Genomic DNA, 12,807 nt, shown 5'->3' with positions numbered 1-12,807 from the left:
AGTTTAACGCTGATTATGTTGCGGCGGGGATAAACATTTCGTAAACCGGGGGAAAGGAACCCTCTTTCCGGGCGGAAAGAGGGTAAAAAGCGTTATTTCAGCTCATCAACCATCGCAATGGCGCGACCGATGTAGTTTGCCGGAGTCATCGCTTTCAGACGGGTTTTCTCCTCTTCTGGCAGGGCCAGACCGTCGATAAACTGCTTCATGCCTTCGGCATCGACGCGCTTGCCGCGGGTCAGCTCTTTCAGTTTTTCGTACGGCTTCTCAATACCATAGCGACGCATTACGGTCTGGATTGGCTCCGCCAGCACTTCCCAGTTGTGATCCAGTTCGTCGAGCAGACGCTCGCGGTTCACTTCCAGCTTGCTCACACCCTTCAGGGTAGACTGATACGCAATCAGCGCGTAGCCGATGCCCACGCCCAGGTTACGCAGCACGGTGGAGTCGGTCAGGTCGCGCTGCCAGCGGGAAACCGGCAGTTTGCTGGCCATGTGCTGCAGCAGCGCGTTTGCCAGACCCAGGTTGCCTTCGGAGTTTTCGAAGTCGATTGGGTTGACCTTGTGCGGCATGGTGGATGAACCGATTTCACCGGCGATGGTCTTCTGCTTGAAGTGGTTCAGGGCGATGTAACCCCAGATGTCGCGGTCGAAGTCGATCAGAATGGTGTTGAAGCGCGCGATGCAGTCAAACAGCTCGGCAATGTAGTCGTGCGGCTCAATCTGGGTGGTGTACGGGTTCCACTGGATCCCCAGAGAGGTAACGAACTCTTCGCTGAACTGGTGCCAGTCCACTTCCGGGTAGGCTGCGATGTGGGCGTTATAGTTACCCACGGCGCCGTTGATTTTACCGAGGATCTCCACTTGCTCAAGCTGGTGGTACTGACGCTCCATACGGTAAGCGACGTTCGCCATCTCTTTGCCGATGGTGGACGGGGTTGCAGGCTGGCCGTGGGTACGGGAGAGCAGCGGGATATCGCGATACTCCACCGCCAGGGCTTTCACCGCGTCGATGATTTTGCGCCAGTATGGCAGCACCACTTCTTCACGCGCGGTAGAGAGCATCAGCGCGTGGGAGAGGTTGTTGATATCTTCTGAGGTACAGGCGAAGTGAATAAATTCAGATACCGCGTGCAGGGCCGGGACGCTTGCCACTTTCTCTTTCAGGAAATACTCAACTGCCTTCACGTCGTGGTTGGTGGTGCGCTCAATGGTCTTAATGCGCGCGGCATCTTCTTCATTGAATTCTGCGACGATTTTATCGAGGTAATCGTTTGCCTGGCTGTCAAAAGCAGGAACTTCCTTAATTGCTGCCTGCGCGGCCAGCTTTTGCAGCCAGCGTACTTCAACCTGTACACGGAATTTCAGCAGACCATATTCGCTGAAGATCCCGCGCAGCGCGCTGACTTTATCGCCGTAGCGTCCATCGACAGGGGAAACGGCGGTCAGTGAGGATAATTCCATAATTCGCAACTCCGGGAGGTTAACAATGAGCAAGAATTTGTTTTGCCTGAGTAGTCAGGCGATTACGAGAAAACATTAGCTGCAGGCGGCCACCGCCGACCTGTTGCCACAGTACCGCGGCACGAATACCGGCGAGCAGGGAGGCGCGTACTTTGGCCTGCACCTGCGGGCTTTGCAATACGGCAGGGGAGCCGGTCACCTGGATGCGCGGCCCCAGTGGGCTGATAACATCCACATAGATGCCCGCCATGGCGCTGAGTAAGGTGTCGGACTGCAGCTCGAAATGTTCCAGCTGGCGCTGCAGGCCGGTAATGCGCTCACCGAGGGTATCCATCGCCCCTTTGGCGGCATTCAGCTTACGCTCCAGCACCATCATGCTGAGGGTATAACGCGTCAGTTCGGCGTTGAGCCCCTGACGGTTGCTGGCATTTAACACGCCGAGCAAGGTTTCCAGACCGAGACGAAGATTCGCTTCGCTACCACCAAACACGCCGAGGGTTGAACTGGGGTTCAGATCCACGACGCTGTTGAGCGAAACGTGCAGCGCGTCAGCATCGCAGTGACCCTGATGCGCCAGCTGTTGCACCAGACGGGCAGACTGGCAAATTCCTGCCAGCGCTAGGGTGATGTCATAATAGTTCTTCGCCACACTTGCTCCTTTCTGTGTGTTATCGCATTAAACCGCGGTCAGCGGCAGGCGTTGTTCGATGATACCGCCGCCAAGGCAGATTTCACCGCTGTAGAAGACAGCAGACTGACCCGGGGTCACGGCGGCGACCGGCTCGTCGAAACGCACCTCAATGCGTTCATCATCAAGCGCAGTCACGGTGCAGGGGATATCGGTCTGACGATAGCGGGTTTTCACCGTGCAGCGCAGCGTGCCTTTCAGCGGCTCGCGGTCGACCCAGTGCAGCTGTTGGGCAATCAGCCCGACGGACATCAGACGCGGATGGTCATGACCCTGGGCCACAATCAGAATATTGTTTTCGACATCTTTATCGACAACGTACCACGGATCTTCGCTACCCTCTTTGATACCGCCGATACCGAGGCCCTTACGCTGGCCCAGGGTGTGATACATCAGCCCCTGATGCTCGCCGATGGTATCGCCATCTACGCTCACGATCTTACCCGGCTGGGCAGGGAGATAGCGGCCAAGGAACTCACGGAATTTGCGCTCACCAATAAAGCAGATACCGGTAGAGTCTTTTTTCTTCGCGGTAATCAGATCCAGCTCTTCGGCGATTTTACGCACTTCTGGTTTTTCCAGCTCACCCACCGGGAACAGGCTCTGGGCAATCTGTTCGTGGCCGAGGGTATAGAGGAAGTAACTCTGATCTTTGTTGCCGTCGAGCCCGCGCAGCAGCTGGCTTTTGCCGTCGACATCCGCGCGGCGCACGTAGTGGCCGGTGGCGATGTAGTCAGCACCCAGATCTTCAGCGGCGAACTCAAGGAAGGCTTTAAATTTGATCTCTTTGTTGCACAGAATATCCGGGTTTGGCGTGCGGCCGGCTTTGTATTCAGCCAGAAAATGCTCGAACACGTTATCCCAGTACTCTGCGGCAAAATTGACGGTGTGCAGTTCAATGCCGAGCTTGTCGCATACCGCCTGGGCATCAGCCAGATCCGCGGCGGCCGTGCAGTATTCCTCGCCATCGTCCTCTTCCCAGTTCTTCATGAACAGGCCTTCAACCTTATAGCCCTGTTGCAGCAACAGCCAGGCAGAGACGGAAGAATCGACGCCGCCGGACATGCCGACGATCACTTTTTTTTGGCTTTCAGACATTGGAATACTCACGACATTGAACTTCAAGGCGGCGTATTCTATCACGCGCCCCCGGCATTGACACCCTCTGTAAACGGCCAGTTAAATTCGCCAATGGTCTCCAGCGGCAGACGCTGGTCGGTCAGGTAGCTGCGAATGCTCTCAGCAACCAGCGGGGAGCGCAGATTTGTTGCGTTGAGAATGGTGTCGGCATCCACCCACAAGCAATGATCGATATCGCTGTCGTGCGGCTCAGTGGCGCACGTTTCGTTAAGCTCAATGGCGAACAGGAAGCGCAAAAACGGCGTTTTGTCCGGCGCGATCCATTGATGGAGGCGGATGAAATGTTGCGGCCTGGCATGAATGCCGGTCTCTTCCCACAGTTCACGCTGCGCCGCCTGGACCAGCGTCTCGTCGGCTTCAAGGTGGCCCGCAGGCTGATTCCAGAGCGCTTTGCCGTTGATGGTCTCTTCCACCACCAAAAATTTGCCCTGGGCGTGCACAATCGTGGCCACTGTGACATGTGGTTTAAACATGAGGCTCTCCTTGTTCGGTAACATCCCGCCACTCACCGTTGGCGAGGTTATCCAGCGTGTAATTGCCCATGGCGTAGCGGATCAGACGCAACGTCGGATGGCCGACATGGGCCGTCATGCGCCGCACCTGGCGGTTACGGCCTTCATAAATGGTGACTTTGATCCACGAAACGGGAATCGATTTGCGCTCGCGGATCGGCGGATTGCGCGGCCAGAGCCACTCTGGCTCATTCACCAGCTCAATGCCTGCGGGCAGGGTAGGGCCGTCGTTCAGCGTAACGCCGTTACGCAACGCCGTTAACGCCGCGTCGTCCGGGACGCCTTCAACCTGCACATAGTAGATTTTGCCGGTGCGTTTTCCCGGCTGGGTGAGCCTGGCCTGCAGCTCGCCGTCGTTGGTGAGCACCATCAGCCCTTCGCTGTCGCGATCGAGTCGGCCTGCGGCATAGACCCCCTGAACGGGGATGTAATCCTTCAACGTGCTGCGCCCGGCTTCGTCGGTAAACTGCGGCAGGACATCGTAAGGTTTATTGAACAAAACGACGCGTATTGGCGCGCGTTGCTTGCGTGGTCTGGACGCTTGTCGGGTGCTGAATCGTTCAACCCGGTGATTTCTAAAAGAAGTTTTCTGCATGGTATTTTCAGACGTTATCAATTGCCGCATTATAGCCTAATAACGAATGCCTTTCATGGCGCCAGACATTCAGGTACTATCGGTGGGCTCATTACAAATTATTAACATAAGATCAGTAACAACCAGAAGCGCTCGAAGGAGAGGTTAATGGAAAGCAAAGTAGTTGTTCCGGCGGAAGGTAAAAAGATCACCCTGCAAGACGGTAAGCTGAACGTTCCAAACAATCCGATTATCCCGTTCATCGAAGGTGACGGTATCGGTGTTGATGTAACCCCAGCGATGCTGAAAGTGGTGGATGCCGCTGTTGAGAAAGCCTATAAAGGCGAGCGTAAAATTTCCTGGATGGAAATTTACACCGGTGAAAAATCTACCCATGTTTACGGCCAGGACGTCTGGCTGCCAGCTGAAACGCTGGACCTGATTCGTGACTACCGCGTTGCCATCAAAGGCCCGCTGACTACCCCAGTTGGTGGCGGTATTCGCTCCCTGAACGTTGCTCTGCGTCAGGAACTCGACCTGTACGTCTGCCTGCGCCCGGTACGTTACTACCAGGGTACCCCAAGCCCGGTTAAACACCCAGAACTGACCGACATGGTTATCTTCCGTGAGAACTCCGAAGATATCTATGCGGGCATCGAGTGGAAAGCGGACTCCGCAGAAGCCGAGAAAGTCATCAAGTTCCTGCGCGAAGAGATGGGCGTGAAGAAAATTCGCTTCCCTGAACATTGCGGTATCGGCATCAAGCCGTGCTCCGAAGAAGGCACCAAGCGCCTGGTTCGTGCAGCGATTGAGTACGCGATCACCAACGACCGTGACTCTGTGACCATCGTTCACAAAGGCAACATCATGAAGTTCACCGAAGGTTCGTTCAAAGACTGGGGTTACCAGCTGGCGGCGGAAGAGTTCGGTGGCGAGCTGATCGACGGCGGCCCATGGCAGAAGATCAAGAACCCGAACACCGGCAAAGAGATCATCATTAAAGATGTCATCGCCGATGCGTTCCTGCAGCAGATCCTGCTGCGTCCGGCTGAATACGACGTTATCGCCTGTATGAACCTGAACGGTGACTACATCTCCGACGCCCTGGCGGCGCAGGTTGGCGGTATCGGTATCGCACCAGGCGCGAACATCGGTGACGAGTGCGCCCTGTTCGAAGCGACCCACGGTACCGCACCGAAGTATGCTGGTCAGGATAAAGTGAACCCAGGTTCCATCATCCTCTCCGCAGAAATGATGCTGCGTCATATGGAATGGTTCGAAGCCGCAGACCTGATCGTTAAAGGTATGGAAGGCGCTATTAACGCCAAAACCGTAACTTACGATTTCGAACGTCTGATGGAAGGCGCTAAGCTGCTGAAATGTTCAGAGTTTGGTGATGCGATCATCGCGAACATGTAATCCGGTTTCCGGGTTATGTAAGAACGGGAGCCTGTCGGCTCCCGTTTTTTATTATTAGCTTTCGAACGGTTATCAAAAGTTTATCAAAACAAGTTATCAAAACCCCACCCCAAAATCCTATATCGCGATTGTCGTCCAGTCCTTCCCGCGGTCATCATGATAGCCATCGGTCTGCTGCTGGGACCTATGTCCCAAGAGTTCTTTCGTGTTTACACCTTGCGCTTTATATAATCTTTCCGCTAAGGATCGCTGCTCGTGAAAAGTAGAAGGGGTCTTACCTTCTTGTAACGGGATCTCAGCTTTATCGCGTGCCTTGCTGAAATTCGTTGTCAATGTATTGGATTTAACCTGGGCACCACGATCTGCTTGAGAAGTAGCTCTGAAAAAATGAACCAGATAGGGGCTAACGGCATAATCTCGGCAGCGTGAAATTATGTCGCGCAGGCTCCAGTTTATGGCGTTCAGGCGAAGCGATAGCGGGATGGCAATTTTGCTCCCTGTTTTTTCCTGAAGCACATGCAGGTGATCATCCCAGACATCGCTAAACTTCATATTGGAAATATCACCGAGGCGCTGGCCCGTCACTAATGCCAGCAACATGGCATTCCCCATATACTGATGGGTGCTATCTGCAATCTCGAATATCTTCTGCCATTCCTCCAGGCTGAGGCGCTGGCGGGTAATTTTTCGTCGGGGCTTTTTAGTTGCTGATGCTGGATCGTAACCCGGAGGAACTTCACCCGCATGCTGAGCTTCTTTGAAAATATCAACCAGCACAGTTCTTACGACCTGGGCCATTCTCGGCTGGCCGGCAGTGACGTACTCATCGAGCAACTGAGCAATATCGCGAACATCCACTGATGGCAGTAGCTTCATACCGACTCGCTCTCGTAGTAACGAAACCGGTTTGGTTTTCTGTTTGAATGTGTTCAGCTTGATGTCGCCCGCCGCCAGACGTTCTTCCTGAATCTTCCAGTATCGATCCAGCCATGTGGATACAGTGATCGCTTTACCCTTGCTGGTGGCGATCCTGTCGCTAATCGCAAGAATTTGCCTGGTTCTTTGGTCCGCCAGGCGCGCGTTTGCCTCTGTAGCAATCGCAATGGCCTCCACTTCGTCAGTGCCCAGCGCATGGAACTTGCCGGTGATTGGATGTTTATAGCGCCAGTAAATCTTGTTCACCTTCCTGCTGTAGAGAGGGTAAAGGTTCGGTACAGAAACATTGTTTTTACGTGGTCTGGCAGCCATCGTTCAAAATCCTTTGCAGCAATATGGAGTCGTTTTTCTTAACTATCGGCGCGGCCAGTTCTCCTACCAACTCAGCATCTTCACGAACGCGCCATAAACGGCCCTGCTTCATTGCTGGTGGAGAGAACTGGTTCTGTTTCGCATAACGTCGAAGTGTCGACAAGCTTGGAGGATTGCTTCTGTATTTTTCAGCGGCCCACTCTTCGAGAGTTAACATCTGGATCATATGCATTACCTCATAATGGCCCAGAAAAGGGCCATTGGCTGAAAAACTGAAATCAGATTGCTGTCAGGCGCTGCCAGATAGCCGAAACGTATTTGACCTGGTGGCGGGCGTCGGCCAAGGCATTGTGTTGATCGCCTTCAAAAGGGATGTCGTAGCGCGAGTTCAACCCAACAGCTTTGCCCAGTTCGACGACGGTACGCACATCCCGATAGTTCCAGTGCGGGATCGGGAAGGGCGTGTCGGCCAGTTCGAAAGCTGCTTCCAGAAGAGAACAATCAAACGAACTACCATTCCCCCAGAGCTGAACTGTCTTCGAACCGTTAGCCGCGTTTTCAGCAAGGAAGTCGAGGAACTGCTCAAGCGCTTCCACCAGACCGACCGTATCATCCACCACAATTGCAGATCGTGCTTCAGGCGATTGCTTCAGCCACCAGAGGATGGTGCTGGCGTCCGGCCTGGCTCCGAAGGACATCGACGATTCGAGGTTAATCACCTGGTAAAATTCAGCGCCGGTTTTCCCACTTGACGGGGCAAAGAATACGGCCCCGATTGAAACGATCGGCGCGCCCGGCTTTTTGCCCATCGTCTCGAGATCCACCATCAGGTGTGTGAACATAGTTTCCGAATTTGCGGAATCAGGCTCGAGCTCTTCCAGCTCTTCTTTCAGGCCCGCTTCCATCGCCGCATAGGTTGCGTCTCCAGCCACGGTGCCACAGTCCGGGCAGCCACTACAGCCGTCGCAGATAGTTTCAGCTACAGCATTTGTTTGCGGATCAGCTGCATCAGCGCTTTCGCCTGGTTGAATCGGGTTACCAGTTTTTCCTTCCGCCGGGTCAGTCTCTTCCATCTGCACATCGCTGGTGGTCTCCTTATTAACCGGTGAACGGTCATCATTTTCTGGTTGTTTTTCGTTCATCAGACCATCAATGGCGAATACGCCTCCGCCGAGGTTCGCGACCTGCGGCTGACTGCTGGCCTCATCCGCACGACGGCGTGCGCCCTCTTCACGTACGCGTTTCAGGTTTTCCTCGTGAGTGCAGAGGGGGGCTCGAGAAGATTTTTCATCTGCAGGATTGGTGGTTATTTCATTCGTAACCAGAGCGGCGGAGGCTGCAGGGATCGGCAGCAGTTCGGTTGCAGCGTTAAACTCAGCCGTCATTGTCTGGTTCACGAACTCAAGGTGAGCCGCAGGCGTCAGATGAATGTTCTCCGGCGCGATGCGCACCAGGTTGAAGATGGCTGTGCGGTTCACTGCCAGAATGCCGGGCTGGTTGCGCAGAATTTTGCTCCACGATTTCCATGGTTCTTCTTTTTTCTCGATGATTTCCTTGGCGCGGCGGGCGATGCTGCCCGGGATTTCCCGATAGTTGAAGTCCATCGGCAGCAGGGCGCTGGCGATCTCCAGATCGAGGGTTTCCAGAGTGTGATGCGCGCCTTCACCGCGATCAGTTACATACCCGCCGTCGGCATTGGTGCCAGCGTCGGTGCGCTGCACGTGATTGATGCGGTTGCCAGCGGCCCATTCACGCGTCAGGATCCCGCGGTCGATATATGGCGTGGCTACCCAGCCTTTAGTGAACTGCAGCAGCAGGCCCAGCTCATGGCGTTTATCCTTGCTGAACACTTTGCGAATGGCACTCGTATAGCGCCAAAGGTCTTTGGTATCAAAAGCCTTAACTTCCGGGAAGTTTTCAGCGACGAGCAGAAGATCCTGGACGTAGCCATTGTCGGTATCCATTTCCAGTGCGTAGAGCTCTGCATTCTCGCTGCGGGTGATGTGATGGCGCAGTTCGTCCACCGTAAGTTGGGCCAGCAGCTGTTTGCGGAAAGGCATTTTGCAAACGGGGTAGTGGGCACCACCATCGTCGTGTTCGCTGATCTTCAGGCCATACTCATACAGAGGTTTTGGCTTCTCATCCTTGGCAGGAAGCTTGCCACTCTTCCAGTCCTCAACCAGCTGGCTGCGGTCTTCGGCCTTAATCCAGCCATCCATGAAGGCGGCAAACAGCGCGTATTCGTGTTCTTTGTCCAGCGGGAAGACCTCTTTGACGGCCTGCACCAGTTTCCACTCGGCATGCAGGCTGAGTTCACCAATATCAGCAACGTCATTTTTGGCCTGCAGCAAATTCTGGAAGTAAGCATTCTCCTCATCGGTCGCCAGTTCATTGGCAACGATTTGCTGCTCCTGGCTGATCTCCGAAAGGTATTTGTCACCCAGCAGATGGACGGCGAAACGGACAGCCGGGGTGCGATTTTCAAGCAGGGAGGTGTTGTCGGCGACTGCGGTGTGAGTAGAGGTTACAGGCGCGGCATGCAGATCTGCATCGCAGGTCACCACCGGGGTGGGGGTGGTTTCACCCTGAGTTGAGCCATCGGGGATCACCTTCCAGGTGCGCTGGTCGTCGGCCAGGGTGTAGCGCTTACAGAACTCAAAGCAAACGACACCTTCTTCGGGCAGATCATCCACAACCGGCATGTCTGTACGGATCGGCTTGAGGTAGTCTTTCCCGCGGCCAGTTTCAATTTCTGCATCTTCGAGTGCAACATCCAGCGCAAGATTGGCGCGGGCTTCTGTTTTAAATGTCCCCCAGTAGACGGCGTCAGGTTTGCCTGATTTCTGGGTTGCCTTAATATGATTAAAAAATTCCATCTTGGAGCCTCGTTTGGGTGTAAGATACCCAACAGCTAATGAGCGCTGCTTAGGTAGTGGTCATTGGTCAAAACTCGATTCCGGAAAGCTTTGGTCGGCTGACCGGGTACTTAACCCGCCTTGCGCGGGTTTTGTGCTTATTGGGCGCCGGGCTTATTCGCCAGCTGAGAGATAAGCACTCCATCAAGTGCATCAAGCACCGGGTCGAACGTGGTATTCGACGGGATCTTGCTGACTGCGCGGATGACTGCTGAAACTGAGATATCACCGTCACGAAGGCTATATCCGCCGCCTGGGCCTCTGTGCGAGTTGACCAGCTTGCCGCTGCGCAGCCGCTTAAAAATTTGCTCCAGGTAGGAAACCGAGAGCTTCGATTCTTTACTCAGTGTGGCGAGGGGTACTGGCTTGCCGCAGTAGATTCTATCCAGAACAGCAACAGCCTGGACGGACGCCATCACTCGTTTCATTCCAAATTCCATGGCCTATCCCTTCACCGGATCCCGGCCGTAGCCAGGGTTATCTTCAATGGCATCCTGCAGCACCTGGATTGCTTCGTCGTATGGAAGGGTCAGTGCCAGCTTTATCGCCGTTCCGAACGACTCTGCAGCCAGTTCAAACTTCTGCGCCAGACGGTTTGCCTCGTCGGTCTGCTCTTGAACAGCCTCGATTTCAAACTGATGCTCCTGCCATACATCGTCCAATACTTCTTCTTCGACTTCTTCGCGCAACGCCTCTTTAACTTCAAGCACAGGCAGGATGCCGATTAGCTCTTCAGCTGGCGCGCTGCTGTATCGCAATGCCAGTTCATCTGCTGACATAAATCCTCCGGAAAAAGGCCCGCCACGGGTGACGGGCAAAGAAAACTTTTCCAATTTAACCAGAACAGGTCATCGACTCCTGTTAGGTTGCGATGGTGGGATTACCATCACGATGCCATGTGCACCTGGCATCAGGCTGGTAACAGCCATTGGTCAAAACTCGATTAAAAATGTAATGCTGGCTGATGGTCGTCAGCCGATTTGTACGGGTAACACTGTCCTTTCACATGCTGCTCTGCGGCAGCTGCTTCACAAACCGCCTCGGTGTTATAAACGCCGAGCATGATGTCTGAGCATTCCCCGGTGAGGGCGCAGACGGTAACGATTAAGGCGAAGAGCGAGGTCATGCGTTGAGCTCTGGATTACCTTTCTGCGCCATGAAGTAGCAGAACTTGCGGATTAAAACTTCAACGATGTTTAGGCGAATAGCCTGCTGTCTTACGGGGTTACGTGCGTAGTCGATCATGGTCATCTCCTTATTGCCATTTACGTCTGGCCGACGGAACGGTAAAGCCTGCTGCGCGTTAGTTTTTGTCATCTCATCCGGTGTTTCATATGCCGCCGGCAGCTACTACATGGGCGTCCTGCCTGAATGACTTACTTGCTGCTTGGTGTGCTCGAAGTTTCACATGGCGTGAATATTACGTCAATACAAAAAGTGAATTTTATTTTTCACAAAACGTGAGGATTTTGATTTAAGGACGAAAAAAAACCAGCCGGGTGGCTGGTTATGGATGGTATGAGTTAATTAGCTATTTGTATCAGACTGGTCATCCATTGGCTTGAATCTTCCGCGAAGGTACTTCTCAACGTATTCATCAATTTCTTTAAGCCTGACCTGGAAGATATCAATCATTCTGTCTTGCTCAGTTTCAGGTAATTGTTTGAACAAATTGAGCATTACTCTTTGTTTTTCTGTAAGCCATTTATCTTCATCACCACGGTCACCGAAAAGCAGTTCACCTGGTGAGGTGCCTAATATTCTAGCTAAAACCATTGCATCGTCAGCACCAACGTTCCTCAACCCGGATTCGTAATTGGCGAGACGAGACGCAGCTGACCACCCGCATAACTTTGCAGCTTGGGCCTGGCTCAATCCCTTTTGAATGCGCAGCGTTTTAATACGCTCGCCGATCTGTTCTGCAATTGTCTTCATGAGTCGATTTTATCACGCATAGTGAATCTTTATCGATTCACGATTATGTTGACATGCAATTCACGATATGTGAGTAATGTTCACATCTTACAGGAGAGTCGGATGAACCTAATTTCTCACTATCGCAAAAAAGCAAACATTTCCCAGCTGGCGCTTGCACAACAGATTGGTTGGAACCAACCGCGTTTGGCGAACTATGAATCGAATCTGAGAACGCCAAGCCTGGAAGACTCCCGCCGTATCGTAGCCGCGCTAAATGCTCTGGGGGCGCGCTGTTCATTAGATGAGGTTTTCCCACCACTAACAGATGGTTAAGGAGTTCAAATGCAAGCCATTACTTATGAGCATGATAACCAAAAGGCTATCGCTCCGCTGAAAACTAAAAATCAGTATGAACCTCGCCGCAGAGACAATTTGCGGCGCCAGGTGATCCTGACAGCCGTTCGTGAATGGGAGCTTACTTTGCCCGGCCAGGCGCAGGACGTTGTTACCCAGCTGGTGGCCGAACAGTGGGCTAAAGAGGGCGGGCGAGGTATCACTGTGAATAAACAGAACCTTTATCGCTACCTAAAAAATGAAACCAACTCTACTAAGTACACTGGTTACGTCATGAAGCTCGCGAACGCAATCAGCATCGCCATGCCGATTGAGATCGCCAGAAAGCATGGCCTTCGCCAGGGTAAAACCGAAGCCGAATTAGAGGCAAGCGCAATGAAAGAATGCAGCGAGGCCCTACAGGCGAAGCTACTGGGCGCTCCTTTGCAGAAACTGGAAAAGGAGATCCGTGAAGCAGCAATAGCTTTGTTCAGCCTTTTGCCATCCGATACGGCGGGACCACTACTGGCAAGTATTAGTGCCGTAGCGCCACAGTTCTTGTAATCGAGTTTTGACCAATGACTACCAGCTTTGCTGG

16 protein-coding genes are annotated in these 12,807 nt (G+C 53.4%); 3 read left to right on the top strand and 13 right to left on the bottom strand.

Annotation, left to right across the window (positions count from 1 at the left end; genetic code table 11):
• Positions 1 to 92 precede the first annotated feature (92 nt).
• From purB to rluE, 5 genes are read right to left on the bottom strand one after another with little or no spacing between them, the layout of a single operon-like run.
• Positions 93 to 1,463, bottom strand: a complete 1,371-nt coding sequence (gene purB / locus DVA44_RS14790) for an adenylosuccinate lyase (RefSeq protein ID WP_114387400.1) — start codon at positions 1,461 to 1,463, stop codon at positions 93 to 95.
• A 19-nt stretch (positions 1,464 to 1,482) separates the two neighbouring features.
• Positions 1,483 to 2,112, bottom strand: a complete 630-nt coding sequence (gene hflD / locus DVA44_RS14785) for a high frequency lysogenization protein HflD (protein ID WP_103823746.1) — start codon at positions 2,110 to 2,112, stop codon at positions 1,483 to 1,485.
• 27 nt (positions 2,113 to 2,139) lie between these two features.
• On the bottom strand, positions 2,140 to 3,249 hold the full coding sequence (gene mnmA, locus DVA44_RS14780) for a tRNA 2-thiouridine(34) synthase MnmA (protein WP_139157103.1): 1,110 nt from the start codon (positions 3,247 to 3,249) through the stop codon (positions 2,140 to 2,142).
• 41 nt (positions 3,250 to 3,290) lie between these two features.
• The gene (locus DVA44_RS14775; RefSeq protein WP_114387399.1) at positions 3,291 to 3,764 is read right to left on the bottom strand and encodes an NUDIX domain-containing protein; all 474 of its coding nucleotides are present in this window, start codon (positions 3,762 to 3,764) and stop codon (positions 3,291 to 3,293) included.
• Positions 3,757 to 4,428: a 23S rRNA pseudouridine(2457) synthase RluE gene (gene rluE, locus DVA44_RS14770; protein ID WP_114387398.1), complete on the bottom strand. Its 672-nt coding sequence runs from the start codon at positions 4,426 to 4,428 to the stop codon at positions 3,757 to 3,759. Before rluE ends, DVA44_RS14775 begins: the two co-directional genes overlap by 8 nt.
• 117 nt (positions 4,429 to 4,545) lie before the next feature.
• On the opposite strand from rluE, the gene icd reads away from it, so the two are divergent.
• Positions 4,546 to 5,796 carry an NADP-dependent isocitrate dehydrogenase gene (icd, locus tag DVA44_RS14765; RefSeq protein WP_114387397.1) on the top strand — a complete coding sequence of 417 codons (1,251 nt, stop codon included), beginning with the start codon at positions 4,546 to 4,548 and terminating at the stop codon, positions 5,794 to 5,796.
• A gap of 117 nt (positions 5,797 to 5,913) precedes the next feature.
• Here the strand turns inward: icd and DVA44_RS14760 are convergent, their stop codons facing one another.
• The 8 genes from DVA44_RS14760 to DVA44_RS14725 all read right to left on the bottom strand — a co-directional run bounded on the left by DVA44_RS14760 (position 5,914) and on the right by DVA44_RS14725 (position 11,894).
• The gene (locus DVA44_RS14760; protein ID WP_114387396.1) at positions 5,914 to 7,044 is read right to left on the bottom strand and encodes a phage integrase Arm DNA-binding domain-containing protein; all 1,131 of its coding nucleotides are present in this window, start codon (positions 7,042 to 7,044) and stop codon (positions 5,914 to 5,916) included.
• A complete protein-coding gene (locus DVA44_RS14755) occupies positions 7,025 to 7,270 on the bottom strand; it encodes an excisionase (protein WP_114387395.1) in 246 nt (81 codons plus the stop codon). The genes DVA44_RS14760 and DVA44_RS14755 overlap by 20 nt, the downstream gene beginning before the upstream one ends.
• A gap of 52 nt (positions 7,271 to 7,322) precedes the next feature.
• Positions 7,323 to 9,920: an exonuclease gene (locus tag DVA44_RS14750; RefSeq protein WP_168194491.1), complete on the bottom strand. Its 2,598-nt coding sequence runs from the start codon at positions 9,918 to 9,920 to the stop codon at positions 7,323 to 7,325.
• A 137-nt stretch (positions 9,921 to 10,057) separates the two neighbouring features.
• Positions 10,058 to 10,399, bottom strand: a complete 342-nt coding sequence (locus tag DVA44_RS14745) for an Rrf2 family transcriptional regulator (RefSeq protein ID WP_114387394.1) — start codon at positions 10,397 to 10,399, stop codon at positions 10,058 to 10,060.
• Between the two features lie 3 nt (positions 10,400 to 10,402).
• On the bottom strand, positions 10,403 to 10,738 hold the full coding sequence (locus DVA44_RS14740; protein WP_114315316.1) for a hypothetical protein: 336 nt from the start codon (positions 10,736 to 10,738) through the stop codon (positions 10,403 to 10,405).
• A gap of 164 nt (positions 10,739 to 10,902) precedes the next feature.
• On the bottom strand, positions 10,903 to 11,022 hold the full coding sequence (locus DVA44_RS14735) for a DUF1482 family protein (RefSeq protein ID WP_246843639.1): 120 nt from the start codon (positions 11,020 to 11,022) through the stop codon (positions 10,903 to 10,905).
• Between the two features lie 59 nt (positions 11,023 to 11,081).
• Positions 11,082 to 11,204 (bottom strand): hypothetical protein, encoded by a 123-nt coding sequence (locus DVA44_RS26150; protein ID WP_256369318.1) that lies wholly within the window; start codon positions 11,202 to 11,204, stop codon positions 11,082 to 11,084.
• A 282-nt stretch (positions 11,205 to 11,486) separates the two neighbouring features.
• Positions 11,487 to 11,894: a helix-turn-helix domain-containing protein gene (locus tag DVA44_RS14725; protein WP_114387391.1), complete on the bottom strand. Its 408-nt coding sequence runs from the start codon at positions 11,892 to 11,894 to the stop codon at positions 11,487 to 11,489.
• 102 nt (positions 11,895 to 11,996) lie between these two features.
• On the opposite strand from DVA44_RS14725, the gene DVA44_RS14720 reads away from it, so the two are divergent.
• Together DVA44_RS14720 and DVA44_RS14715 are read left to right on the top strand one after the other, a co-directional pair.
• The gene (locus DVA44_RS14720; RefSeq protein ID WP_032651371.1) at positions 11,997 to 12,209 is read left to right on the top strand and encodes a helix-turn-helix transcriptional regulator; all 213 of its coding nucleotides are present in this window, start codon (positions 11,997 to 11,999) and stop codon (positions 12,207 to 12,209) included.
• Positions 12,210 to 12,218: 9 nt separating this feature from the next.
• Complete coding sequence (locus DVA44_RS14715) at positions 12,219 to 12,773, top strand: toxin YdaT family protein (protein ID WP_114387390.1); 555 nt, start codon at positions 12,219 to 12,221, stop codon at positions 12,771 to 12,773.
• Positions 12,774 to 12,807: the final 34 nt, after the last annotated feature.

This window comes from Leclercia sp. W17, from assembly GCF_003336325.1.
Lineage (GTDB): Bacteria > Pseudomonadota > Gammaproteobacteria > Enterobacterales > Enterobacteriaceae > Enterobacter.
This window is presented reverse-complemented; position numbering and strand designations above follow the sequence as displayed.